Below are 24,672 nucleotides of genomic sequence, written 5' to 3' on the forward strand. Positions count from 1 at the left end.
GGGCAACACCTGTCCGGGGTATCAGGGAATACGGGCATGTCGCGGGCCGCCCGCCCGTACGGATCCAGGAAGGCCGGCTGTTTCGGGCGTCGAGGCGCGCGGGCGGCAATCCCGTCCTGTTTCCGCCGAATCCGGAATTGAATCCGACTTCAAGACCCTCCTTGTCGTCCCTTCTTGTTCTCCCGGATCAGGAAGACCGCGGACGACACCAGCGCCCAGGCGCCCAGCACGAGGAACGGCGCCGGCCGCTGATGCCCGCCGAAGTAGACGGCGGTGTGCTGGGCGTTGACCGAGGCGCCGGGCGGCAGCCAGCGTCCGATCACGCCCAGCGGCGACGGCAGCAGCGGCCAGGACACCGCCCCGCCCGACGAGGGGTTGCCGAGCAGCACCATCAGCCCCCACGTGGGCACCATCGCCCAGCGCCCCACGAGCGTGCGGAACATCGAGAACACCATCCCCGACGCGAACATGGTCAGCGCCAGGATGAACCAGGACTCCGGCAGCGGCAGCCGGAGCGCGCCGAGCACCCAGTCGACGGCGGCCACGATGGCGAGGGCCCCCAGCGCCGCGTACGCCCCCGTGAACGCGATGCGCTCCCACGGGGCGAGCTCGCCCGCGTTCGCGTTGAGCTGGACGGCCCCGACGAACCCGATGACCACGGCCGCGAGCGTGATGTAGAACAGCGCCAGCCCGCGCGGGTCGCCCCGCTGCAGCGGTTTCAGGTCCCGCACGGTCAGCCGCAGGCCGACCTCCCGGGCGACCTTGGGTGCGGCCTCGGTGAGCAGTTGCGCCACCGACGCGCCGGAGGCGCTCGACACGTAGAAGGTGGCGTCGTCCCCGCGCACCACGACGACGCCGAAGACCTGCTGCTCCTCGACCGCCCGCAGGGCCCGCTCGAAGTCGGGCTCGAAGGACAGCGCGAGCGAGGCGTTCAGCCGCTGCTCCAGGCCGGCGGCGAAGGCCTTGCCGCGTACGGTCTGGTGACTGATCCCCACCACCGCGACCGGCACGCGGTGCGGGGCCGGGGCGGCCATGGCGTAGGTGTAGGACCCGGCGAACAGCCCCGCCGCGGCGGCGACGATCAGCACGAGCACGGTCGCGGGGAGGAACGGTGATTCCCTGAAGTCCGCCCACCGCCGGCCCGTCCGGTCACGCATGCGCTCACGCTAAGCGCGCGACGGCCGCCGACCGCCCGCCGACACGCCGCACCCTGCGCCTTTCAGATTTCCCGGCAAAACCAGTAGGGAATATTGACTTATCGGGGACGTCGGCCTAGCGTCTGACGTATGAGGCAGGGTCTTCTCCTGACCAGGCGCTCCCACGTGGACTTCTGCCACGTCGCCAGCGCCCAGTGTCGCTGATCACGGTCGTCGGCGGGCCGGTACGAGCCCGCCCCGTCTTCATGTTCCCGGCGTGGCCGCCGCAGCCCACGCCGCCGATCCAGGTCAACGCCGCGCCTCCCGGACGAGCCCGGGAGAGGCGCGAGCATGCCGTTCGTCGTGAGGATCTCTCGTGATCATCTCTTCAGTCAGCTTCCCCAAGCCCCGCGTACGTACGGGGGTGGCGGCATGACCGCGGCCCCGTCCGAGCTCGCCGTCACCCCGGACCTGTTCCGCCGCGCGCTCGCCGTGCACGCCAGCGGCGTCGTCGTCATCACCGCCCAGCACGAAGGCCGGCCCTCCGGACTGACCGCCACCTCCTTCTCCTCCGTCAGCCTCGAACCGCCCCTCGTCTCCTTCTACGTGGACCGTTCCTCCACCACGTGGCCGTCGCTGCGCGCCGCCGACCACTTCGCCGTCAACGTGCTGGCCCACGACCAGGCCGAGCTGGCCTCCCGCTTCGCCAGCAGGGGCGTGGACCGCTTCGCCGAGCCCACCCGCTGGCGGCCGGGCCCCCTGGGCGCGCCGCTGCTCCAGGACGTCTCGGCGCACCTGGTGTGCCTGCCGTACGAGACCGCCGAGGTCGGCGACCACATCCTCGTCGTCGGGCTGGTCGTCGAGGCCGACCTGCGGGGCCCCGGCCGCCCGCTGCTCTACCACCAGGGCCGCTTCGGCCGGTTCCTGGCCCACCCCGAATCCTGACCTGGAGCCTCACCGTGACCACCATCAGCACCAGGCAGCCGGTGTACGCGAGCCCCGTCGACCACGTCGCCTACGGCCACTACGGCTCCGGCCGCCTGCACCTGTCCCCGGACTGGAACCGCCCCCTCTACCCCTTCCAGGGCCGCGTCACCGCCGACGGCTCCAGCGGCTTCCGCGCCGAGCCCGGCCGCTACCACCTCTACGCCGCCTGGGTCTGCCCGTACGCCCACCGCGCCGCGATCGTCCGCAAGCTCAAGGGCCTGGAGGACGTCGTCTCCCTGTCGTACGTGGACGACGAGCGCGACGGCCGCGGCTGGGCCTTCCGCGCGCGCCGCGGCCCCGACCCGGTCAACGGCTTCACCCTGCTGGAGCAGGCGTACGACGCCACCGAGAAGGGGTACGGCGGCCACATCTCCGTCCCCGTCCTGTGGGACAGGGAGAGCGGCCGCATCGTCAGCAACCACTTCCCCGACATCACCCTCGACCTGGCCACCCAGTTCGGGCAGTGGGCCACGGCCGAGATCGACCTCTACCCGGAGGCCCTCCGCCCCGAGATCAACACGCTGAACGCCTGGATCTACCACGACGTCAACGCCGGCGTCACCCGCGTGGCCCGCGCCGCCACCGAGGACGAGCGCGAGCGGGAGCGCCACCGCGTCGTGGCCGCGCTCGAACGCCTCGACGAGCGCCTGGCCGAGCACCGCTACCTCACCGGCGACACGATCACCGAGGCCGACGTGCGGCTGTGGGTGACGCTGGCCAGGTTCGACGCCGAGCACAACCGCGGCCACCTGATCAGCGAGCGCGAACTGCCCGACTTCGAGCACCTGTGGCCGTACGCCCGCGACCTCTACCGGCTGCCCGCCTTCCGCGAGACGACCGAGGGCCTGCCCGCGTCCTGGGACACGCCGCCGGGGTGGCGGCGATGAGCCGCAGGCGCGTGCACCTGGCCGCGCACTTCCCCGGCGTCAACAACACCACCGTCTGGGCCGACCCCCGCTCCGGCAGCCAGATCGACTTCGCCTCCTTCGTCCACCTGGCGAAGACCGCCGAGCGCGGCACGTTCGACTTCTTCTTCCTCGCCGAAGGGCTGCGGCTGCGCGAACTGAAGGGCCGCATCCACGACCTCGACGTGGCCGGGCGGCCGGAGTCGCTCACCGTGCTCAGCGCGCTGGCCGCGGTGACCGAGCGGCTCGGCCTCGCCGGCACCGTCAACGCCACCTTCAACGAGCCGTACGAGCTGGCCCGCCGCCTGGCCACGCTCGACCACCTCAGCGACGGCCGGGCCGCCTGGAACGTGGTCACCACCTCCGACGCCTTCACCGGCGAGAACTTCCGCCGCGGCGGCTACCTCGACCGGGCCGACCGCTACCGGCGGGCCGCCGAGTTCGTCCGGCTCGCAGGCGAGCTGTGGGACTCCTGGGCGCCGGACGCGGTCACGGCGGACCGCGCGGCGGGCCGGTTCCTGCGCGACGCGGACGCCGTGGGCGAGGTGCGCTTCCACGGCGAGCACTTCGACGTCGAGGGCCGCTCCACCGTGCCGCGCTCCCCGCAGGGCCGGCCGGTGATCATCCAGGCGGGCGACTCGGACGAGGGCAGGGAGTTCGCGGCCGGCCACGCCGACGTGATCTTCACCCCGCACGGCTCGCTGGAGGACGGCCGCCGCTTCTACGCCGACGTCAAACGCCGCCTCTCCCGCTACGGCCGCCGGCCCGACCAGCTCAAAATCATGCCGGGCGCGACGTTCGCCCTGGGTGACACCGAGGAGGAGGCCGCCGCGAACGCCGCCGCCATCCGCCGCGCCCAGGTCGGGCCGCAGACCGCGATCGCGTTCCTGGAGCAGGTGTGGGGGCGGGACATGTCGGCGTACGACCCGGAAGGCCCGCTGCCGGACATCGAGCCCGACCTGTCCGGGGGCGTCTCCCAGGGCCGGGTGGCGATCAAGGACCGCGCCGCCGTGGCCGCCAAGTGGCGGGCGCTCGCCGAGGAGAAGCACCTGTCGATCCGCGAGCTGGTCATCGAGGTCACCGGGCGGCAGACGTTCGTCGGCACGCCGGAGTCGGTGGCCCGGCAGATCGACGAGCACGTGCAGGCCGAGGCGGCCGACGGGTTCATCCTCGTGCCGCACCTGACGCCCGGCGGCCTGGACGACTTCGTGGACCGGGTGGTGCCGATCCTGCGCGAACGCGGCGCGTTCCGTACCCACTACACCGGCTCCACCCTGCGCGAACACCTGGAGCTCACGTGACCACGCACCTCGCCGCACTGCACCTCGCCGTGGCCCTGGACGGCGCCGGCTGGCACCCCGCCGCCTGGCGCGAGTCCGCGGCCGACGTCTTCTCCGCCCGCTACTGGGCGGGCCTGGTCGCCGAGGCCGAGCGCGGCCTGCTCGACTTCGTCACCATCGAGGACGCCCTCGGCCTCCAGTCCACCCTGACGGACGGCGCCGACGAGCGTACCGACCAGGTGCGCGGCCGGTTCGACGCGGTGCTGCTGGCCGCCCGGCTGGCCCCGCTCACCAGCCGCATCGGGCTGGTGCCGACCGCCACCACCACCCACACCGAGCCGTTCCACGTCGCCATCGGCATCGCCACGCTCGACCACGTCAGCGGGGGACGGGCCGGCTGGCGGCCGCAGATCTCCGCCCGGTCCTTCGAGGCGCGGCACTTCGGCCGCCGCGCCTTCCCGCCCCTGGAGGAGGTGCTGAACCGGCCGGGCGGCGCGGACCTGTCCGCCCACCCGCACGTACGCGAGCTGTTCGCCGAGGCCGCCGACGCCGTGGAGGTGGCGCGGCGGCTCTGGGACAGCTGGGAGGACGACGCCGAGATCCGCGACGTCCCCACCGGCCGCTTCCTCGACCGCGACAAGCTCCACTACGCCGACTTCACCGGGCCGTTCTTCTCGGTCAAGGGCCCGTCGATCACGCCGCGCCCGCCGCAGGGACAGCCCGTGGTGACCGCGCTCGCCCACTCCCGGCTGCCCTACGAGTTCGCCGCCGCCTCGGCGGACGTGGTCTACGTGACCCCGCGCTCGGCCGAGCACGCCCGCGAGGTCGTCGAGGAGGTCAGAGGGCTGTCGGCGGACCTGAGGATCTTCGCCGACCTGGTCGTCTTCCTGGGGGCGGACGCGGCCCGGCGCAAGGCGCGCCTCGACGAGCTGAACGGGGCCGAGCTCGTCTCCGACGCCGCGATCTTCACCGGCACCCCGGCCGAGCTGGCGGACGTGCTGCTGGAGTGGCGGCGCGCGGGCATCGAGGGGTTCCGGCTGCGGCCGGGGGCGCTGCCGTACGACCTGGAGCAGATCGCCCGGGGGCTCACGGCCGAGCTGCGCGGGCGCGGGGCCTTCCGGCACGCCTACGAGGCCGCGACGCTGCGCGGGCTGCTCGGCCTGCCGCGCCCCGCCAACCGCTACGCGGAGGTGTCATGAAATTTCTGCTCATCACGCTGATCGTGCACAACGACGACCGCTCACCCACCGAACGCTTCCGCGAGGTCGTCGGCAACGCGGTCCTCGCCGAGGAGCTGGGCTTCGACGGGTTCGGGGTGGGGGAGCGGCACGAGCGGCCGTTCATCTCCTCCTCGCCGCCCGTCGTGCTCAGCCACATCGCGGCACTGACGTCCAGGATCCGGCTGTTCACCGCGGTCACCACGCTGAGCCTGCTCGACCCGGTACGCGCCTACGAGGACTACGCCACGCTCGACCACCTGTCCGGCGGCCGGCTGGAGCTGATCATCGGCAAGGGCAACGGCGCCGCCCAGGCCGAGCTGTTCCACGTCACCGCCGAGGACCAGTGGGAGCGCAACCGGGAGGGCTACGAGCTGTTCCGCCGCCTGTGGCGGGAGGACAAGGTCACCTGGCAGGGCCGCTTCCGCCCCTCGCTCACCGAGGCCGAGACCTGGCCCCGCCCCCTGCAGCGGCCGATCAGGGTCTGGCACGGCAGCGCCACCAGCAAGGAGTCGGTCGACCTGGCCGCCAGGTACGGCGACCCGCTGTTCTCGGCCAACGTCACCCACCCCATCGACCCGTACGCCGAGCTGATCGACCACTACCGCGAACGCTGGGCCTTCTACGGCCACGACCCCGCCGACGCGTTGGTGGGGGCCGGCAGCGCCGGCTACTACGCGGCCCCCACCTCGCAGGAGGCCATCGCCACCTACCGGCCGGTCTTCGACGCCCGCGTCGAGTTCCAGCGGAAGCTGGGCCTGCCGGTGGTCTTCCCCACCCTGGAGGACGCCATCGAACGCAGCTCCATCCTGGTCGGCAGCCCGCAGCAGATCGTCGACAAGGTGCTGCGCTACCACAAGCGCTTCGGCCACGAGGTGATGCACCTGCACGCCGACGCCGACGGGCTCACCCAGGCGCAGCACCGGCGGGCGCTGGAGCTGTTCCAGGCCGAGATCGCGCCCGTGCTGCGCGCGGAGATCCCCAGCCGGCCGTTCCCCACCGCTCCGGCCGCCGCCCCGTCCGCCTCCCCGGCCGCCGTCCCAGCCGCCGCTCCCGCCGCCGTTCCCGCGGCTCCGGTCGCAGTCTCCTCCGGGGGTGCCGCATGACGCTGTCCATTCTCGACCTCGCCCCCGTCGTGTCGGGCGGCACCGTCGCGCGGGCGCTGCGCGACACCATCGACCTGGCCAGGCGCGCCGAAGGCTTCGGCTACCGCCGCTACTGGCTGGCCGAGCACCACTTCGCGCCCGGCGTGGCCAGCTCCGCCCCGGCCGTGCTCATCGCCCTCGTGGCCGCGGCCACCAGCACGATCCGCGTCGGGTCTGGGGCCGTGCAGCTCGGGCACCAGACGCCGCTGTCGGTGGTCGAGCAGTTCGGCCTCATCGACGCGCTGCACCCCGGCCGGATCGACCTCGGCATCGGCCGCTCCGGCCAGCGCCGCGCCGAACTCGCCGCCGAGGCGTCCGCCGCCGGCCCGCGCGCCCCTGAGCCCGCCGCCGGCCCGCCATCGAAGCCGCGCGTCGGCGAGCCTGCCGCCGGTCCACCACCGGAGTCGCGCGTCGCCGAGCCCGCCGCCGGTCCGCCGACGGAGTCGCGCGCCGGTGAGGTCGTGGACGGGCTGCTCATCCCGCCGCCGTTCGACTACTCCCGCCTGGCGCAGCACCCCCACCTCGCCCACGCCGCCACCCTGCTGCAGCAGCCGGGCGCGCGGACGCCGGACTTCGCCGACCAGATCGACGACGTGCTCGCCTTCCTGGCCGGCACCCACGAGGTGCGGGCCGTGCCGGGCGAGGGTGCCGACCTGGAGGTGTGGATCCTCGGCAGCAGCGGCGGGCAGAGCGCCCAGGTCGCGGGGGAGCGGGGGCTGCCGTTCGCGGCCAACTACCACGTCAGCCCGTCCAGCGTCCTGGAGGCCGTCACGGCCTACCGGGAGGCGTTCAAGCCCTCGGCCACGCTGGCCGAGCCGTACGTCATGGTCTCCGCGGACGCGGTCGTCGCCGAGGACGAGGCCAGGGCGCGCGAGCTGGCCAAGGGCTACGACCTGTGGGTGCGCAGCATCAGGACCGGCGCGGGCGCGATCCCGTACCCGAGCGCGGCCGAGGCCGACGCCCACGTCTGGACCGACGAGGACCGCGCGCTCGTCCAGGACCGGCTCGACACCCGGTTCGTCGGCACACCCGGCCAGGTGGCCGACGGGCTGCGCGTGCTGCGCCGGGTGACCGGGGCCGACGAGCTGCTCGTCACCACCATCACCCACGACCACGAGGACCGCGTGCGCTCGTACGAGCTGCTCGCCGACGCCTGGGACCGCCCGTGAGACGCCTCGCCCCCGCCGCCGCGTCCGCCGTCCTGCTGGCGGTCCTGGCCGGCTGCGGCGCGCCGGCCGCCGAGCAGGCCGCTCCCGCCACGCTCACCTGGGCCGTCGAGACGCAGCCCATCACGCTCAACCCCCAGCAGTGGTCGCAGAACAAGGCGAGGCTGCTGGTGTTCAACCAGTTCGACGCGCTCCTCGCCAAGGCCGAGGACGGCTCCTACCATCCCTGGCTGGCCACGTCGTGGACGGTGTCGGACGACGGGCTGACGTACACGCTGGACCTGCGCGAGGACGTCACCTTCCACGACGGCGCGGCGTTCGACGCCGCCTCCGTCAAGGCCAACCTCGACCAGTTCCTCGTGCCCGGCTACAACGCGGCCGTGGCCGCCATCCAGCTCAGGTCCTTCAAGGAGGCCAAGGTCGTCGCGCCGCACCGGCTCAGGATCACCCTCAAGGAGCCGGACGCGCTGTTCCTGGACTTCCTCGCCTCGCCGTACGCGGGGCAGATCTCGCCGAAGTCGCTCAAGAGCGCCAAGGACCTCAAGTTCGGCGGCCCCGACCTGGTCGGGACCGGGCCGTTCATCCTCGACAGGTACGTCCAGGGCCAGGAGATCCACTACCGCCGCAACCCCGCCTACCGCTGGCCGCCCGCCGGAGCCGCCCACCAGGGCCCCGCCCACCTGGCCGAGATCACCTACCGGTTCCTGCCCGAGGCCGCCGTGCGGGTCGGCGCGCTCACCTCCGGCCAGGTCCAGGTCATCGAGGGGGTGCCCGCCACCGAGGTCGCCCTGATCGAGAAGGACCCCTCCCTGGCGCTGCACACGTCGCTCAACTCCGGCACCGCCTACTCCTACTACTTCAACACCTCACACCCGCCCTTCGACGACAAAAGGGTGCGCGAGGCTTTCCGCGAGGCCGTGGACGTGGACGCCGTGCTGCGCTCGGTCTACCGGGGCACCGCCACCAGGGCGTGGAGCGTCGTCGGCCGGCGCAGCCCCTTCTACGACGCCTCGCTGGAGAACTCCTTCGGCGGTGACGTCGCCAAGGCCAACGCCCTGCTCGACGCCGCCGGCTGGACCGCCCGCGACGCCGAGGGCTACCGCGTCAAGGACGGCAAGCGGCTCACCGTGCGCGAGATCGCCTCGGCCCCGTACGTACGCGACCGCAGGGACGTCCTCGCCCAGGCGATCCAGGCCCAGGTCAAGCAGAACGCGGGCATCGACTTCCAGGTGCGGATCGTCGACCAGGGCAGCGCGCAGAAGGCCCTGGAGGAGGACGCGTACGAGCTGTTCGGCAACTCCCGCGGCGACGCCGACGCCGGGGCCGCGCTCAACCTCATCCTGCCGGCGAAGGCCGCCATCAACCGCACCCACTTCTCCGACCCCCGGGTGGACAAGTGGCTGGCCGCCGCCTCGGCCACGTCCGAGCCGGCCGAGCGGAAGAAGCTGTACGCCCAGGTGCAGCGGGCCGCCGTGAAGGAGCACGCCGTGGTGTTCCCGATCTACGTCCCGGCCGACCAGATCGCGGCCAGCCGCAACGTGCAGGGGCTCGGCTTCGAGCCCGCTTCCGGCACGCCCGAGAGCGCGTACGACGTCCGGATCGGCACATGATCAGACGGCTCGGCGCGGGGCTCGCGGTGCTCTGGGCCGCCGCCACCGCCTCGTACGTCGCCCTGCTGCTCGCGCCGGGCGACACCGTGGACATCCTGGTCGGCGACGGCCCCGACACGCCCGAGATCAGGGCCAGGATCGTCGCCGAGTGGGGGCTCGACCGGCCCGAGATCGTCCAGTACCTGTCCTACCTGTGGCGGCTGCTCCACGGCGACCTCGGCCGCTCCTACCAGGCGCAGCGCGGCGTCGGCGAGATCCTGGCCGGCCAGGTGGGGCCCACCGCGCAGCTCACCCTCGCCGCGGCGGGCACCGGGGTGCTGCTGGCCGGAGTCATCGCGCTCGCCACGGCGGGCCGGGGCAGGTGGGCGCGCGGCGCGGCCTCGGCCGCCGAGCTGGTCGCGGTGTCGGTGCCGCCGTTCCTCATCGGGATCGTGCTGCTGGCGGTGTTCTCCTTCACGCTCGGCTGGTTCCCGGTCTCGGGGGCGCAGGGGCCGCGGGCGCTGGTGCTGCCGGCGCTCGCGCTCGGCCTGCCCATCGCCGGCGTGCTCGGCCAGGTGCTGCGCGGCGGGCTGGAGCAGGCGCTGGAGCAGTCCTTCGCGGTCACGGCCAGGGCACGCGGCCTCACCGAGCGCGCCCTGGTCGCCCGGCACGCCCTGCGGCACGCGCTCATCCCGGCCGTGACGCTGGCCGGCTGGTTCACCGGCACGCTGCTGGGCGGCGCGGTGATCACCGAGATCCTGTTCGGGCGGCCGGGGCTCGGCCAGGTGGCCATGCAGGCGGTGACCGGCCGCGACATGCCCGTCGTGATGGCCGTGGTGCTGCTGTCGGCCGTCGTGTACGTGACCATCAGCACCCTGCTCGACCTGGCCTACCGGGTCATCGACCCGAGGATCCGGGCATGAGCGCGCCCTCGGGAGGTCCGGCCATGAGCGCCCTCGCCCGGGACGGACACCTGGAGGTCCGGCCATGAGCGCGATCACCCGGACCGCGCCGCCCCTGCGGATCCCGCCCGCCGCGGTGCTCCTGCCGGTGGCGTTCCTGGCCCTGCTCGCCGTGGCCGTGGCCGCGCCCGGCCTGCTCACCGCGGCCGACCCGCTGGCCGCCGACCCGCTGGCCGCGCTCGCCCCGCCCGGCGGCGCCCACTGGCTCGGCACCGACCACCTCGGCCGCGACGTGCTGGCCAGGGTCGTCCACGGCGCCCGCCACTCCATCAGCATCGGCGTGGCCGCCACCGGGCTCGCCGTCACCGGCGGCGTGCTGCTCGGCCTGGCCGCCGGGCTGTCGCCGCGATGGCTGGAGGAGACGCTGACCCGCGCGTTCGACGTGCTGTCCACGCTGCCGGAGCTGCTGCTCGCGCTGCTCGTCGTGGCGATCACCGGCCCCGGCACGGGCAACGTCATCCTGGCCATCGCCGTCGCCCAGGTCCCCACCTACGCCCGCGTGATCCGCGCCCAGACCTTCGTCGTCCGCCGCTCCGGCTACGTCGAGCAGGCCGTCACCTTCGGCCGCCCCCGTGCCGCGATCATCGCGGGGCACGTGCTGCCCAACGTGCTCGGCCCCATCCCCGTGCTGGCCACGATCGGGCTCGGCACGGCGATCATCGCGGGCTCCGGGCTCAGCTTCCTCGGCATGGGGCCGCAGCCGCCCGCCGCCGAGTGGGGCGCGATGCTCTCGGAAGCTCGCAACTACCTGCGGGTCGCCTGGTGGGAGGCGGTCTTCCCCGGCCTCGCGATCACGCTCACCGTCGTCTGCCTGACCGTCGTAGGGCGCCGCCTGCAGCGCCGTTTCGAAGGGAGAACAACCCCATGACGTCACCGCTGGTGGACGTACGGGATCTGCGGGTGGGCTTCGGCCCGGCCGAGGTCGTCCGCGGCGTCTCCCTGTCCGTGGAGCCGGGCGAGTGCGTGGCGATCGTCGGTGAGTCCGGCTCCGGCAAGAGCGTCACCGCCCGCGCCCTGCTCGGCCTGGCCGGGCCGGGCTCCGCCGTGCGCGCGGCGTCGTTCCGCGTCGCCGGGCGCGACGCGCTCGCCTTCACCCCGGCCGACTGGCGGCGGCTGCGCGGCGGGTTCGCCGGGCTCGTCCTCCAGGACGCGCTGACCTCCCTCGACCCGCTGCGCACCGCGGCGGCCGAGATCGCCGAGGTGCTCGCCGTCCACGACGTCGTGCCCCGCGCCCGCCGCGCCGCCCGTGTGCTGGAGCTGCTCGACGTCGTGGGTGTGCCCGAGCCCGCGCTGCGCGCCGGGCAGCGCCCCCACCAGCTCTCCGGCGGGCTGCGGCAGCGCGTGCTCATCGCCTCCGCCATCGCCGCCGACCCCGCCCTGATCATCGCCGACGAGCCCACCACCGCGCTCGACGTCACCGTGCAGGCCCAGATCCTGCGCCTGCTCGCCGAACGCAAGGCCGCCGGCACGGCGCTGCTGCTGATCAGCCACGACCTGGCCGTGGTCGCCGCCGTCGCCGACCGCATCCTCGTCATGAAGGACGGCCTCGTCGTGGAGGAGGGCCCGGCCCGGCAGGTGCTGGCCGCGCCCGCGCACGACTACACCAGGACGCTGCTGGCCGCCGTGCCCTCCGCCGCCTCCCGCGGCACCCGGCTCACCACCGGCGCGCCGCGCACCCGCCCGGCCCCGAACCCGTCCGCCCAGGTCCTCGCCGCGACCGCGCTCAGCCACTCCTACGACCGGCGCCCCGCCGTGGCCGAGGTCTCCTTCACCCTCCACGAGGGGGAGACGCTCGGCGTCGTCGGCGAGTCGGGCTCGGGGAAGAGCACCCTGGCCCGCCTCGCCCTCGCCCTCCTCGAACCCGCGCACGGCCGCGTCGCCCTGCACCAGCGGCAGTGGAGCCACCTGCCGGAACGCGCCCGCCGCCCCCTCCGGCACCGCGTCCAGCTCATCTCCCAGAACCCGCTCGACTCCTTCGACCCCCGCCACACCGTCGGCAGGCTCGTCGCCGAGCCGCTGCGCCTGCCCGCGAAGGAACGCCGCGAACGGGTGCTCGACCTCCTGGAGCGCGTCGGCCTGCCGCCGGGGACGGCCGACCGCCATCCGCGCGAGCTGTCCGGCGGCCAGCGCCAGCGCGTCGCCATCGCCCGCGCCCTCGGGCCGCGCCCCGACGTGCTGGTGTGCGACGAGCCGGTCTCCGCGCTGGACGTCTCCGTCCAGGCCCAGGTCCTCGACCTGCTCGCCGACCTCCAGGCCGAGTACGGCACCGCGATGGTGTTCATCTCGCACGACCTGGGCGTGGTGCACCACGTCGCGGACCGGGTGCTGGTCATGAAGGACGGCCGGGTGGTGGAGGAGGGGGACGTCGAGGACGTCTTCACCCGGCCGCGCCATCCGTACACGCGGGCCCTGGTCGCCGCGGTGCCCCGGCTGGGGGTGCCGGCGGCGTGAGCGGCTCTCGCACGGGGCGGGCGGGGTTGTCGTCACCGGCCGTTCCGGCGAAGGTGGCCGCTCGTCCCGTCGCCCGCCCGCGGGTCCCGCACGTGCAGGCCGAAACCCTGGCGACCCGGCACTTCCAGGCCCTCCTTCAGGCGCAGTGACGGGATCTCGTAGTCACCGGAGTTCTGGCGCCGGAACGCGATCGGCTCGGTCGTCTCCAGCGACAGCAGCCGCTCCTTCCACGCCTTCGCGGCGTCCTCGAAGTCACCGCGGGTCATCTTGTCGGCGCCGTGCAGCACGAACGGAGGCAGCACCTCCATGCCCGGGTAGTAGAGGATCCCGTGATGGATCGGGAACAGCAGGTCCTCGATCGGGCCGTTGATCCCGCGATCGGTGTAGTGGGACTCCGGGCCCCCGACGGTCACCGACAGCATCGCTCGCCGCCCCCGCAGCGTCCCCTCACCGAAACGCTCGCCGTACCGGGTCTCGTCGTGCACTCCGACGCCGTAGGCGAAGTGGAAGGAGAACACCCGGTCCACCCAGCCCTTGAGGATCGCCGGCATCGTGTACCACCACATCGGGAACTGGAGGATCACCGTGTCGGCCCACAGCAGCTTCTCCTGCTCGGCCGCCACGTCGGGCGTGAGCGCGCCGGCGTCGTACGCCCCGGCCGAGCTCGGTATCACCCGCAGCGGGCTCGTGGCATGTTCGCCGAAGTCCGCCGCGTCCACCACGGCCTTCCAGTTCATCGCGTACAGGTCGCTCACCCGCACCTCGTGCCCGGCGGCTTCGAGGGTGGACACGGCGAGGTCCTTCAGAGAGCCGTTCAGCGAACGCGGCTCGGGGTGGGCGTAGACGATGAGCGTCCTCATGGCTGTCTCCTTCAACGAGGTGTCGCCATCGATGCTCGGCCGCCGGGACCTCGTCGTTCAGGGGCGCCTCTTCCATCGGTCGGGACTTCCTGGTAACAGCAGGACCACCTTCACGTGTGTCACCGGAGCCATACTGGGGGCATGGACGATCTCGCGGGCTTCCTGCGCACCCGGCGCTCCCGAGTGGACCCTTCCGCCGTCGGCATCCCCATCGACAGCCGCCGCCGCGTCCAAGGGCTGCGCCGCGAAGAGGTCGCGCACCTGTCCGGAGTCAGCGTCGACTACTACGTACGCCTGGAGCAGGGCCGCGCCACCCAGCCCTCCGAACAGGTCCTCGACGCGCTCGCCCGCGTCCTCGGCCTCGACGAGACCGAACGCGGGCACCTGTACCGGCTGGCCCGGCAGCGCCGCCACCACGGGAAGTCGCCCAGCGGGCGCCCGCGGCCGGAACTGCTGCGGGTGCTCGACCTGGTCACCGACGCGCCCGCCATGATCATGAACCACCGGATGGACGTGGTCGCCGGGAACCGCCTCGCCGGGCTCCTCTACGGCCGGGAGATCCCGGGGCTGAACACCGCCCGGCACATCTTCCTCAAGGAGGCCGAGCGCGGCCTGTACGCCGACTGGGAGAAATGCACCCTCGACGTGGTCGGGCACCTGCGCCTGGCGGCCGGGAAGTACCCCGGGGACCCGCGCCTGGCCTCACTCGTCGGCGAGCTGGCGATGGGCAGCGGGCGTTTCCGCCGCCTCTGGGCGCGGGCGGACGTACGCGCCCGCACCCATGGACGCAAGGCGTACCTGCACCCGCTGGTCGGACTTCTCGAACTGCACCAGGAGAACTTCGCACTGCCCGATGAATCGGGCCTGGAGCTGCTGGTGCTGTCCGCGGCGCCCGGAAGCCCCACCGAGGACGGGCTGCGCCTGCTGGGCGCGCTCGGTGAGGCCGGCCATCCCCCAGTAAATCCCCCAGTGAAGGGCCTGCCGGCCGGGCGAAGCTGAACGCGGCTCAGACGCCGGGGAAGAGGAACCGCGCCGCGTCGTCGAGCGCCTCGCCCGCCTCGTCGACGAGCGCCGTCTGGTGCTGGAAGACGTGCGGCAGCCCGCCCCAGACCCGCAGCGTCACGTCCACGTCGGCCGCGGCCGCGCGGGCGGCGAGGCGGACCGCGTCATCCAGCAGGAGCTCGTTCGAGCCCGCCTGGATGAGCAGGGGCGGCAGGCCGGTGAGGTCCGCCAGCGCGGGGCTGGCCGTCGGCGCGGACGGGTCCTGCTCTCCCAGGTAGTGCGTGCGATACCCCTCCAGGTCCGACCGGACGAAGATCGGGTCGATCCCGAGCTTGGTCTCGATGCTCGCGCCGCTGAGCGTCAGATCGGTCCAGGGGGAGAACGTCACGACCGCCGCGGGCATCGGCAGCCCCTCCTCGCGTGCCGCCAGCAGCGTCGCGATCGCGAGCCCACCGCCCGCGGAGTCGCCGGCCAGGGCGACGTGCGCCGGGCTCTCGACCTGCCCGAGCAGCTCGCGGTAGGCCGCCAGCCCGTCCTCGACCGCCGCGGGGAACGGGTGCTCGGGGGCGAGCCGGTAGTCGGGCGAGACCAGCCGGGTACGGGCCCGGCGCGCGAGCTCACCCGCCAGGGCGAGATGCGTGCGAGGGGAACCGACCACGTACCCGCCGCCGTGCAGGTAGAGCACCACGGTCCCGGCGGCCGCGTCCCCGGGCTCGAACTCCAGCGCGGGACGCCCCCCGAGGGTGACGTCGCGGACGGCGACGCCCTCTGGCGCCGGCGCCTGGAACAGCTGGTCGAACCCGGCCCGCGCCTCCGCGACCGTGGCGTCCGGGCTCTTGGGCGCGTTGCGGAGCAGGGCGTCCAGGGCTTGCCGCTGGTGACGGCTCATGAGCGACCTCCAGGTCACGTCGGATAGATTCCTTGGAATGCACCTCGCAACAAGATTCCGCGGAATCTTGTTCCCGCGATCGGAGAGGAAGTTTTTGATGGCCGGAGAGTTGTTCGTGGACCTCGTCCGCGTCGAGACCCGGCTCTGGAACGCCGTGGACGCCCGGCTGCGGGACGAGCACGGCATCCGGCTGGGCCAGTACGACCTGCTGACGGTGATCGCCGGCCGTCCGGGCTGCCGGGTGCTCGACCTCGTGCACGAGGTCGCCATCACGGTCGGCGCGGCGAGCAAGGCGGTGGACCGGCTGGTGGCGGCCGGCTTGTGCCGCCGCGTCGCGAACCCGGCCGACGGCCGTTCGTCCTTCCTCGAACTCACGCCCTCCGGGGTGCGGGCCCTGAGCGGGGCGCGGCTGACGTACGAGGAGGAGATCGCGCGCTGGACCTCCGGCCTGCTGCCGTCCGGGACCCTGGAGGAGCTGGCGAACGGCCTGCGCACGATGCGGGCCGCACTGGAAGCCGAACAAGGGCCCTGATCCGGGCGGGGGTGGGCGGGGCGCGGCCTGTACGGCAGGATCGAGCGAAAGCGCGTGAGGAGCGTTCACATGGTCAAGGCACGGATCTTTCTCGTCCTCGGCGTCCTGCTGGCCCTGACCGGGCTCGTGTGGACCCTGCAAGGACTGGGCATCGTCGGCGGCAGCGTGATGAGCGGCGTCACGACCTGGGCGATCATCGGCCCGATCGTCCTCGTGGTGGCCCTGGTGCTCGTCTTCCTCGGCGTGCGGGGGCTCACCGGCCGCGGCCGCTGAGCCCTGCCCCCGTCAGTTGGTGCAGGAGGCGGAGACCGTGACGTCGTAGACGTACCAGCTGCTGTCGGGCGCCGCCCACACCAGGGCCGACGTGGTGGCCCAGCCCGTGCAGGACACGCCCGCCGCGAGGATCGCGGCGCGGGCCGCCTGGGAGCCGGCCTGGACGGCGGCCGACGGGGTGGATCCGCCCGCCTGGCGGGTCGCGCTGCGCGGCACCGGATGGCTCGGCTGCGAGGGCTGGGTGACGCAGGTGCCGGACGCGGTGGCCTGGTAGACGTACGCCGACCCGTCCGGCGCCGTGTAGACGAGGCTGGACGAGACGGACACGCTCGGGCACACCTCGCCCGCCTGGGCGGCCTGCCGGTTCAGCTCGGCCCGGGCGTTGGCCTCGGCGTTGGCGGCTCCGGCGGCCCGGGTGGCGCCCGAGCCGGTGGACGTGGCGGTGCGATAGGTGTCGGCGTACGCGGCCACCGGGACGGCCACGGCGGCCGACAGCAGGAGGGCCACGGGCAGGACGGTACGTCGGAGGAAGGCCATGGTGTCCCTCTCGCGAGCCGGGGGAGCGGGGATCGTCACGATAGGTCCGGTCGCGGGCCCGGCACCAGCGCCGCTCCCCGGACGGCCTCGTCCGGGCACGTCACACCTGAAACTTTCACCCCGTGTCAGGCCGGGCCGGTGGCGAAGTGCGCCAGGACCATCTCGGTCAGGGCGGCGACATCGGCCTCCACCATCGGCTCGCCGGTCATGCCCATCCGGTGCAGCAGGGCTCCGACAACGACGTCGATGAAGAACAGGACCCGGCTCTCGGGCTCGCCGAGCGCGTCCTGGAGCGCCCGCCGGTAGGGGTCCTGCAGCCGCGTGGCCAGGACCTCGCGCAGGCCCGGGTCGCTGACGGCGTCGCTGAACACGCCCGCGAACGCGTCGCCCACCCCCGGTTCGCCGATCTTCGCCGCGATCCAGCCGATGGCCGAGGACATCAGTTCGCCCCGGTCGGCGCCCGACGGCGGCACCGGGCCGAAGGCGTCCAGGAGGCAGTCCACGATCAGCTCGCCCTTGGACGGCCAGCGGCGGTAGATCGTCGTCTTGGCCACGCCGGCCGCGGCGGCGATGCGCTCGACGGTGGCGCGGGCGTAGCCGAGCTCGTGGACCGTGCGCAGCGTCGCGGCGAAGACCGCGTCGTGGAGTCCGGCGCGGGGCCGGCCTGGCGGCCGGGTGGTGGAGGCCATGCTCCATACGTTACCGTTTGCGCTACCTTGAGTATCGAAACCTCAAGTATCGAAACTGGTGAAAGGAAAGTCATGAGTGAGGTCACCGCGCAGCGTCCGCCGGAGCCGGACTGGGACACCGTCACCGACGAGGAGCTGATCGCCTACCGCGACGCGGAGAACCGCGTGCGGGCGTCCCCCGCGGCCCGCGCGATCACCGGCGACCCGGAACCGGGCGCCTCGATCGACTGGTGCCAGGTGCCCCTGCCCGGCCGCGACCTCCCGGTACGCGTCCACCGGCCGGAAGGCGGCGGCGCGGACCTGCCGCTCGTGCTGCACGTGCACGGCGGCGGCTTCGTCGGCACGGCGGTGCAGAGCGACTGGGTGAACAGCCACCTCGCCGTACGGTTGCCCGCGGTCGTCGTCTCGGTCGAGCACCGCCTCCTCGCCCCGGGGACCCCGCTGGCGGCGGCGGCAGACGACGGCTGGGACGTCCTGCGGCACGTGATGGAGCACGCCGCGCAGTGGGGTGTGGACCCGGCGCGGGCCGCCGTCTTCGGCGAGAGCTGCGGCGGGCTGATCAGCGCCCTGGCGGCGATCCGGGCCAGGGAGGCCGGCCTCGGCCTGCGGGCGCAGGTGCTGGTCAACACCGCGGCCGACGTGACGGGGACGATGTTCGACCACCCCTCGACCGCCCGGCACGCCGGCAGCCCGGCGCTCTCCATGCCCCAGTTGCGGCTCTTCCGGCGGCTCGCCGTGCCGCCGGGGGCCGACGCCCGCGCGCTCTCGCCGCTGCACGCGGACGAGCTGGGCGGGCTGGCCCCGGCGCTCGTGGTGGTGCCGACCGAGGACCCGGTGGCCGACCACGGCCGCCGCTACGCCGAACGGCTGCGGGCGGCCGGGACGCCCGCGCGGCTCACCGAGTACGCCGGGGCGGGGCACGCGTTCCTCAGCATGCCGGGCCTCGCGCCCCAGGCTGAGGCGGCGCGGGCGGAGATCCTGGACTTCCTCGCCGCCCACCTCTGATCAAGGGACGGTCAGAACCGCACGGCGCGCACTTCCGTCACGGTGAAGTCGTCGACGACGCTCCGGTTCGCGATGAGGAACCCGATCAGCCCCGCCACCGCCTCCACCGCCTGGGCCGCCCGGGCCTGCCCGCTCAGCAGGAACACCAGGGGCGTCGAGGGCTGGTCGAGCAGGAAGTGGCGGCCGTGACGGTGCACGTCGTGCAGAACCTTGATCGGGATCGGTTTCGGCGAGGTGAACCACGCCACGGCGTCCCACAACGGCAGCGCCGGGTCGGCCTCGGTCGCGGCGCGGTAGCAGGTCACACAGCCCTGGCCGACGTGCTGCCCGTGGGGGCAGGTCCAGTGGGCGGCCTCGGGGCCGGACCGGTCGCGGGCGCCGAAGACGGCGCTTTCGACTATGCGACGGCGTGTGGGGTGACCTGGTGCCTCGCTGATGGTGCGTCCTCCGGATGGTCGGACGGTCGGCCGAGGATCGTCACAGCTTCACGAGCTTGGCGTTCGGCGCGGGAACGCGGTAGGTCGCGGTGCCGAAGTCAATGAGAACGGCGACGTCCTGCTCGACCGCGAGGACCCGGCCGAGGCCGTACTTGTCGTGGCTGACACGGTCGCCGACCGTGTATTCCTCGACCGGCGGAGCCGGGATTTCCGGGGTGTTGAAGGGGCTGCCGGGCGGCCGCCGCCGGACTGTGGGCGCAGTACGTCTCATTTGAACAAGTATGCGCCCATCCTGCGGGTAAAGCGAGCCAGCTGGGAAAATGCGCCGCATGTCGCGGCGGTGATCCGGCTGGCGATCCGGGCGTGGCGAGCCGCCGGCGCCCGCGTCAGGCGCGGACGCCGGCGGCGGAACGCGCCGGGGTCAGGCGGTGACGATGTTCTCCGCCTGCAGGCCCTTCTGGCCCTGGACGACGTCGAAGGAAACCTTCTGGCCCTCGACCAGCTCACGGTAGCCGCCGTTGGAGACGATGCTGGAGTAGTGAGCGAAGACGTCGGCGCCGCCGCCGTCCTGCGCGATGAAGCCGAAGCCCTTTTCCGAGTTGAACCACTTGACGGTACCGGTGGCCATGTCGATCTCCTTCTGACAGTGCCGTTTACTGAGAATTCACACCTCGTGAATCTCGTGCCGCCGCAATGAACCCCCCGGGGAAACCGGCCAACAAAAAACGCGCCCGAAGATCACTCTGTCAGGCGCGCATAAGTCCTATGGGTACCATAACTGCAACCCGTCCAGGCTAACACACCCACACCGTGTGCTCACGCACCGGCACGCCGGTACGCGTCGAGCACCAGGCCGTGGAAGTGGTGCACGGCGTGCTCCGACAGGCCGGACCCGTCCGGGTCGTACACGATCTTCCCCTGGGTGAAGGCGGGGGTGCGCATGCCGCGCTGGACGCTCTCCACCAGGGCGATGTCCTCCACCTGGAGGACCTCGTCGATGTAGCGGATGCTGTCCAGCTCCGCCTCGTCCGGTTCGGCGGTCTCCAGGTAGAAGTCCCAGGTCTCGCGGGTGCGCTCGGGCCCGTCGGGGATGATCTGCAGCACCATGAAGTTCCCGCGCCCGGGGTAGCGCAGCAGGCAGGTGTTGGGCCACAGCCACCAGACCGCGTGCTCGGTGACCGTCGCGCCCGACACGTCGTAGGCGGAGTTCGCGGCCGTGCCGGCGCTGGCCATGTGGCTGGAGTAGATCCCGTACGTGGTGACCTTGTAGGTGCTCATGTCCACCAGGGACACGAAGTCCTTGTGCGCCACGTGGCAGTGGTAGCACTCCAGGAAGTTGTCGACGACGTTCTTCCAGTTGGAGGCGATGTCGTAGGTGAGCCGGCGGGCGAGGGTCAGCCCGGCCACGTCGGGGGCGCGGGCCAGGACGTCCGCCTCCAGCCCGGGCGCCTGCTCCGCCAGCGGCGCCGCCGCCGGGTCGAGGTTGACGTAGATCATGCCGGCGAACTCGGCCACCTGGACCCGGTCCAGGCACACCCCGGAGGGGTCGAAGCCCGGCATGCCGCCGGTGTTGCGCGCCCGCCGCAGCCGGCCGGTCAGGTCGAAGGTCCAGGCGTGGTACGGGCACACGATGCTGCGCCGCACCCCCGAGCCCGACAGCAGCTCGTGCGCCCGGTGCTTGCACACGTTGTAGAACGCCCGCAGCGTGCCGCCCTCGTCGCGGACGGCCACGATCGGCATGCCGGCCACCGTGGCCGTCACGTAACCGCCCGGCTCGCGCAGCTTCTCCCCGTGGCACAGCCACTGCCAGGTGCGCGCGAAGATCTCCCGCTGGTCGACGGCGAACCAGGCGGGATCGGTGTAGGCGTCGGCGTGCAGGGACATCGACAGCGCGGGATCGGGGTCGTATCCGGCGGCGATGCGCGCGAAGTCGGGGGATGTGTCCGGGCTCACCGGGCCTCCAAGTGCGGGCACGTGCGCAGAGCACCGAGACTAATGATCGGGACGGCCGCGGATCAATGTCCGCCTTTCGCCGCACCTCGACATAACCCCGCTGACCTGCGGTTTCGGGCGAATTTCGATCGGGTCGGCGGGGTTCGGGGTAGGACGGCGTTGTCCCGATGGTATGGAGATCGAGATGAGAACCGAGCGGGGGAAGATGCGCGATTCGGCCACTCGGCCGGCCATGAAAAGGCGGGGGCCCCGTCCTGGGGCCTCGGGGCCGGGCGGGCGCGGATGGTGAGGCCGGCCGGGACGACCCGGCGCCCGGCCGCGCGGCAGGCCGGCCTGGCGCCGGCCCCCGACGCGGGGATGGAGCGGTTCGCCCGGCTCGCGGCCAGCGTCATGGGCGTGCCCGTGGCGATGGTGGCGCTGGCGGAGGCGGACCGGCTGACGCTGCCCGGCCTGGTCGGGCTCAAGGAGCGGCGGGATGCCCTGCGCCGGCTGCCGCTGTCGCGTTCGCTGTCCGGCCGGGTGACGGCGACCGGCGAGCCGCTGGTCGTGACCGACGTGCGGGCCGACGCCCGCTTCGCCGGGCAGCCGCCGGTCGCCGAGCGGCAATGGGGCCTGGCCGCCTACGCCGGGATGCCGCTGACCGTCGCCGGCCAGGTGCTGGGCGTGTTGTGCGCGGCCGGCCCCGCCGCGCGGGCATGGACCGACGCGCAGCTGGCGGACCTGACCGACCTGGCGGCGGCCTGCTCGGCGGAGCTGCGGTCGCGGGCCGCCGCCAGGAGCGCGCTGCTGGCGCAGCAGGACGCCGAGCGGGACCACCGCGTCGCGGAGCAGGCCAGGCTGGCGGCCGAGCAGGCGGGCGTGCGGGCCCAGGCCGGATGGGACGCCGCCGAGCTGCTGCTGCGCGCCTCGCAGGAGCTGGCGGGCGCGGCCACCCTGGACGACGTGCAGCACCTGCTGCGCAACCTGGTCAGCGACCCGCTCAAGCCCGTGCGTACGAGCCTCAGTCTGCTCCAGGACGGCCGGCTGCGCCCGATGCCGGACACGGGGACGGAGCCGGTGCCGCCCGGCGCCGGGCCCGCGCTCTCCTGCGCGCTGGACGAGAACCATCCGCTGGCCCACGCGGCGCGGGAGCGGCGGCTGGTCTCCGCCGGCGACCCCGGCGAGCTGGCCCGCGCGTACGGCGAGGGCGTCGCGGGCGCGTTCGCCCTGCTGGACGTCCGCGCGCTGGTGTGCGTGCCGCTGGCGCACGCCGGCGAGGTGCACGGGGTGCTGCTGATCGGCTGGGGCGAGCCGCACCACGCGGGCCCCTCGGAACGGGCGGTGCTCACCGCGATCGCCGGCTACGTCAGCCAGGCGGTGCAGCGGGCCAGCGTGCTGGACGAGCGGGTCAGCGTGGCCCGCCAGCTGCAGAGCGCGATGCTGACCGACCTGCCGGCCGCCCCCGGCCTGGACCTCGCCGCGCTCTACCTGGCCGCGGCGACCGACGACCTCGTGGGCGGCGACTGGTACGACGCCTTCCCGCTGCCCGGCCAGACCCCGGCGGCCTCCGCCCTGACCATCGCGGTCGGGGACATCACCGGCCACGACATGCAGGCCGCCACCGTCATGGGGCAGACCCGCGCCATGCTGCGCCAGGCCGTGCTCGACCATCCGGGGCTGGGGCCCGCGGCCGCCGTCACTGCGCTCCAGCAGGCCTGCGGGGTGCTGGACCTGCACCTGAGTGGAACGCTCCTCCTCGGTCACCTGGCCCCGGCCGCCAGGTCCGGGAGCTGGTGCTTCACCTGGACCAACGCGGGGCATCCGCCGCCGCTGCTGGCGCGTCCCGGCGCGCCGGCCGAGTGCCTGGAGGAGCACGGCGTCCTGCTGTTCCCCGGCCTGGACCCCGGCCCGCGCCACGACCATCAGCGCTTCCTCAAGCCGGGCGCCGTCCTGCTGCTCTACACCGACGGGCTCGTGGACCGGCCGGGCACCACCATCGACGAGGCGACGGCCGAGGTCATCGCCGTGCTGGGCGCCTGCAGGGACCGGCCGCTGCCCGACCTGCTGAACGCCGTGGCCGCGGTGGCCGGGGACCACCCGGACGACGACATCGCGCTGCTCGCCATCCGGGTGCCGCACCGGTAGACGGGTCAGGCGGTCCGCAGCCAGTCGAGCGTGAAGCGGGCGAAGACGATGCCGCCGGTGTCGCCGACCTCGTAGAGCACGCCGACCTGGCCGTTGGCGAGCACGGCCATGGTGGAGTAGCCGGCCGTGCCGGTCCTGATCAGCGCCCTGGTCGGCCAGGTGGCGCCGTCGTCGGTGGACAGGCGTACGGTCAGGTCGCTGCGCGCGCTCGGGTGCGCGTTGCCGCTGTAGAGGGCCGTCGCGGTGCGGACGGGCGCGCCGTTCGAGCCGCGCTGCGCGGGCGTGAGGTAGGACAGCTCGTCGGCGTTGCACAGCGGGTCGTTGAGCACCGCGCTGGCCGTGGCCGCGCCGAACGTCACCCCGCCGTCGGTGGAGGTGGCGAGATAGCGGGAGCGGACGGAGTTGTGCCGCATGTTCTGGGTGACCGCGCCGGTGGAGCGCTCGACGGCCTTGCTCTCGTTCACGCCGCCGGCCGCGGAGGAGCCGCGCCGCCAGGTGACGCCGTGGTCGTCGCTGTAGATGTTCGCCGCGTGGCTGGTGCCCGCGGCGTCGCGGTAGACGATGGGCTGCACCAGCCGGCCGGTGCTGGTCTGGACGCCGTGCCCGGAGGAGGCGAAGAGCTGCTGCCAGCTCGGGTCCTTGACGGACGGGTTGAGCTCCACGGGCGCGCTCCACGTCACGCCGTGGTCGGTGCTCTTGACGTACTGAACGTGCAGGCTGTCGCGGTCGCCGGCGGCGTTCGAGCCGGACCCGGCGGACCAGAAGCTGATGCCGGGCCGCGGCGAGTAGGTGAAGAAGACGTAGGCGGTCCCGGTCGCCCGGTCGACCAGCACGCTGGGGTCGCCGACGCCCTCCGACGTGGTGGCCGCGTGGTGGATGACGTGCGGCGCCTGCCAGGTCAGGCCGCCGTCGGTGCTGCGCATCAGCACGATCTGGATGTTGTTGGTGCCGCCGCCGAGGTCGTACGAGCCGTCCACGCGGGCGTCGGCGACGGCGAGGATCGTGCCGTCGCCGGTGACCGCCATGCCGGGGATGCGCACCGACTTCACGGTGCCGGCGTACGTGCCGTCCGGGCCGTTGAGCCCGCTGATCGTGGTGCTGGTGCGCAGCAGCGTGGTCGAGTTGAGCTGCGGCGTGCCGGCGGCCAGGCCGCAGCGGGCGGTGCCGGAGCGGGTGGTGTCGAATCCGTCGGTGACGGTCCGCAGCGAGTAGGGCGTCCCCGCGGGCACCGTCCAGTAGAGCAGCGCGTTGCCGCCCGCGGCGATCGTGCGCGTCCACGGCGAGCCGCTGCGGCCCGGCCAGGTGACCGCGAATGTCCGCTGCGTGCCGGTGCGGTTCTCCAGGACGAGCTGGAGGCGGCTGTCGGTGCAGTCGAACCCGGCGGTCGCCGAGATGCCGGAGGCGTCCGCGGCGGCGGGCGCGGGGGAGAGGGCGGCCGTGGCCGCGAGGAACAGGACGAGGGCTAAGAGGCCGCGCAGCATGATCGCTCCTTGGTCGAGGGGGTGGAAGAGCAACCGAGCGTCAGACGTCAGA

General features: G+C 73.5%; 25 protein-coding genes. 15 read left to right on the plus strand and 10 right to left on the minus strand.

All coding sequences use genetic code 11. The features are described from left to right. Positions 1-149: 149 nt before the first annotated feature. Entirely contained in the window at positions 150-1,157 is a 1,008-nt protein-coding gene (locus ACBR40_RS25885) for an ABC transporter permease (RefSeq protein WP_344206355.1), read from the minus strand. Positions 1,158-1,568: 411 nt separating this feature from the next. Here ACBR40_RS25885 and ACBR40_RS25890 point away from each other — a divergent pair, with 411 nt between their 5' ends. The 10 genes from ACBR40_RS25890 (at position 1,569) to ACBR40_RS25935 (ending at position 12,838) form a co-directional block, all read left to right on the plus strand. Further along, complete coding sequence (locus ACBR40_RS25890; RefSeq protein ID WP_344206356.1) at positions 1,569-2,081, plus strand: flavin reductase family protein; 513 nt, start codon at positions 1,569-1,571, stop codon at positions 2,079-2,081. A 14-nt stretch (positions 2,082-2,095) separates the two neighbouring features. Beyond that, positions 2,096-3,010, plus strand: coding sequence for a glutathione S-transferase C-terminal domain-containing protein (locus ACBR40_RS25895; protein ID WP_371250410.1), 915 nt, complete (start codon positions 2,096-2,098; stop codon positions 3,008-3,010). Beyond that, positions 3,007-4,329, plus strand: a complete 1,323-nt coding sequence (locus ACBR40_RS25900; RefSeq protein WP_371250411.1) for an NtaA/DmoA family FMN-dependent monooxygenase — start codon at positions 3,007-3,009, stop codon at positions 4,327-4,329. Before ACBR40_RS25895 ends, ACBR40_RS25900 begins: the two co-directional genes overlap by 4 nt. Further along, positions 4,326-5,507, plus strand: coding sequence for an LLM class flavin-dependent oxidoreductase (locus ACBR40_RS25905; RefSeq protein ID WP_371250412.1), 1,182 nt, complete (start codon positions 4,326-4,328; stop codon positions 5,505-5,507). Before ACBR40_RS25900 ends, ACBR40_RS25905 begins: the two co-directional genes overlap by 4 nt. Further along, positions 5,504-6,631: an LLM class flavin-dependent oxidoreductase gene (locus ACBR40_RS25910; RefSeq protein WP_371250413.1), complete on the plus strand. Its 1,128-nt coding sequence runs from the start codon at positions 5,504-5,506 to the stop codon at positions 6,629-6,631. The genes ACBR40_RS25905 and ACBR40_RS25910 overlap by 4 nt, the downstream gene beginning before the upstream one ends. Then, positions 6,628-7,839, plus strand: a complete 1,212-nt coding sequence (locus tag ACBR40_RS25915; protein WP_371250414.1) for an MsnO8 family LLM class oxidoreductase — start codon at positions 6,628-6,630, stop codon at positions 7,837-7,839. The genes ACBR40_RS25910 and ACBR40_RS25915 overlap by 4 nt, the downstream gene beginning before the upstream one ends. Beyond that, entirely contained in the window at positions 7,836-9,446 is a 1,611-nt protein-coding gene (locus ACBR40_RS25920) for an ABC transporter substrate-binding protein (RefSeq protein WP_371250415.1), read from the plus strand. The genes ACBR40_RS25915 and ACBR40_RS25920 overlap by 4 nt, the downstream gene beginning before the upstream one ends. After that, the gene (locus tag ACBR40_RS25925; RefSeq protein WP_371250416.1) at positions 9,443-10,348 is read left to right on the plus strand and encodes an ABC transporter permease; all 906 of its coding nucleotides are present in this window, start codon (positions 9,443-9,445) and stop codon (positions 10,346-10,348) included. Before ACBR40_RS25920 ends, ACBR40_RS25925 begins: the two co-directional genes overlap by 4 nt. Before the next feature lie 64 nt (positions 10,349-10,412). Further along, positions 10,413-11,255, plus strand: coding sequence for an ABC transporter permease (locus ACBR40_RS25930; RefSeq protein ID WP_371250417.1), 843 nt, complete (start codon positions 10,413-10,415; stop codon positions 11,253-11,255). Then, the gene (locus ACBR40_RS25935; RefSeq protein ID WP_371250418.1) at positions 11,252-12,838 is read left to right on the plus strand and encodes a dipeptide ABC transporter ATP-binding protein; all 1,587 of its coding nucleotides are present in this window, start codon (positions 11,252-11,254) and stop codon (positions 12,836-12,838) included. Before ACBR40_RS25930 ends, ACBR40_RS25935 begins: the two co-directional genes overlap by 4 nt. 32 nt (positions 12,839-12,870) lie before the next feature. Here the strand turns inward: ACBR40_RS25935 and ACBR40_RS25940 are convergent, their stop codons facing one another. Beyond that, a complete protein-coding gene (locus tag ACBR40_RS25940) occupies positions 12,871-13,698 on the minus strand; it encodes an NAD(P)H-dependent oxidoreductase (RefSeq protein WP_371250419.1) in 828 nt (275 codons plus the stop codon). 141 nt (positions 13,699-13,839) lie between these two features. Between ACBR40_RS25940 and ACBR40_RS25945 the strand changes: the two genes are divergently transcribed. Then, positions 13,840-14,697 carry a helix-turn-helix transcriptional regulator gene (locus ACBR40_RS25945; RefSeq protein ID WP_371250420.1) on the plus strand — a complete coding sequence of 286 codons (858 nt, stop codon included), beginning with the start codon at positions 13,840-13,842 and terminating at the stop codon, positions 14,695-14,697. Positions 14,698-14,704: 7 nt separating this feature from the next. Here ACBR40_RS25945 and ACBR40_RS25950 read toward each other — a convergent pair whose 3' ends face one another. Continuing rightward, the gene (locus ACBR40_RS25950; protein WP_344206371.1) at positions 14,705-15,589 is read right to left on the minus strand and encodes an alpha/beta hydrolase; all 885 of its coding nucleotides are present in this window, start codon (positions 15,587-15,589) and stop codon (positions 14,705-14,707) included. 97 nt (positions 15,590-15,686) lie between these two features. Between ACBR40_RS25950 and ACBR40_RS25955 the strand changes: the two genes are divergently transcribed. Both ACBR40_RS25955 and ACBR40_RS25960 read left to right on the plus strand, forming a co-directional pair. After that, positions 15,687-16,121 carry a MarR family winged helix-turn-helix transcriptional regulator gene (locus tag ACBR40_RS25955; RefSeq protein ID WP_371250421.1) on the plus strand — a complete coding sequence of 145 codons (435 nt, stop codon included), beginning with the start codon at positions 15,687-15,689 and terminating at the stop codon, positions 16,119-16,121. A 69-nt stretch (positions 16,122-16,190) separates the two neighbouring features. Next, positions 16,191-16,394 (plus strand): hypothetical protein, encoded by a 204-nt coding sequence (locus tag ACBR40_RS25960; RefSeq protein ID WP_344206373.1) that lies wholly within the window; start codon positions 16,191-16,193, stop codon positions 16,392-16,394. A gap of 12 nt (positions 16,395-16,406) precedes the next feature. Here the strand turns inward: ACBR40_RS25960 and ACBR40_RS25965 are convergent, their stop codons facing one another. Beyond that, the gene (locus ACBR40_RS25965) at positions 16,407-16,931 is read right to left on the minus strand and encodes a hypothetical protein (RefSeq protein ID WP_371250422.1); all 525 of its coding nucleotides are present in this window, start codon (positions 16,929-16,931) and stop codon (positions 16,407-16,409) included. 125 nt (positions 16,932-17,056) lie between these two features. Next, complete coding sequence (locus tag ACBR40_RS25970) at positions 17,057-17,620, minus strand: TetR/AcrR family transcriptional regulator (RefSeq protein ID WP_371250423.1); 564 nt, start codon at positions 17,618-17,620, stop codon at positions 17,057-17,059. A 72-nt stretch (positions 17,621-17,692) separates the two neighbouring features. On the opposite strand from ACBR40_RS25970, the gene ACBR40_RS25975 reads away from it, so the two are divergent. Further along, positions 17,693-18,625 (plus strand): alpha/beta hydrolase, encoded by a 933-nt coding sequence (locus tag ACBR40_RS25975; RefSeq protein WP_344206376.1) that lies wholly within the window; start codon positions 17,693-17,695, stop codon positions 18,623-18,625. 11 nt (positions 18,626-18,636) lie between these two features. On the opposite strand, the gene ACBR40_RS25980 is transcribed toward ACBR40_RS25975, so the two are convergent. From ACBR40_RS25980 to ACBR40_RS25995, 4 genes are all read right to left on the minus strand, one after another. Continuing rightward, the gene (locus ACBR40_RS25980; protein ID WP_344206377.1) at positions 18,637-18,930 is read right to left on the minus strand and encodes a hypothetical protein; all 294 of its coding nucleotides are present in this window, start codon (positions 18,928-18,930) and stop codon (positions 18,637-18,639) included. A 172-nt stretch (positions 18,931-19,102) separates the two neighbouring features. Next, positions 19,103-19,333, minus strand: coding sequence for a hypothetical protein (locus ACBR40_RS25985; protein WP_344206378.1), 231 nt, complete (start codon positions 19,331-19,333; stop codon positions 19,103-19,105). Between the two features lie 150 nt (positions 19,334-19,483). Continuing rightward, positions 19,484-19,690: a cold-shock protein gene (locus ACBR40_RS25990; protein ID WP_091085183.1), complete on the minus strand. Its 207-nt coding sequence runs from the start codon at positions 19,688-19,690 to the stop codon at positions 19,484-19,486. Between the two features lie 188 nt (positions 19,691-19,878). Beyond that, a complete protein-coding gene (locus ACBR40_RS25995) occupies positions 19,879-21,015 on the minus strand; it encodes an SRPBCC family protein (RefSeq protein ID WP_371250424.1) in 1,137 nt (378 codons plus the stop codon). Positions 21,016-21,297: 282 nt separating this feature from the next. Between ACBR40_RS25995 and ACBR40_RS26000 the strand changes: the two genes are divergently transcribed. Next, positions 21,298-23,139 (plus strand): SpoIIE family protein phosphatase, encoded by a 1,842-nt coding sequence (locus ACBR40_RS26000; protein ID WP_371250425.1) that lies wholly within the window; start codon positions 21,298-21,300, stop codon positions 23,137-23,139. A 5-nt stretch (positions 23,140-23,144) separates the two neighbouring features. On the opposite strand, the gene ACBR40_RS26005 is transcribed toward ACBR40_RS26000, so the two are convergent. Then, positions 23,145-24,620 carry an exo-alpha-sialidase gene (locus tag ACBR40_RS26005; RefSeq protein ID WP_371250426.1) on the minus strand — a complete coding sequence of 492 codons (1,476 nt, stop codon included), beginning with the start codon at positions 24,618-24,620 and terminating at the stop codon, positions 23,145-23,147. Between the last annotated feature and the right edge of the window lie 52 nt (positions 24,621-24,672).

The sequence above is a fragment of the Nonomuraea sp. AD125B genome, from assembly GCF_041402765.1.
Classification (GTDB): domain Bacteria; phylum Actinomycetota; class Actinomycetes; order Streptosporangiales; family Streptosporangiaceae; genus Nonomuraea; species Nonomuraea bangladeshensis.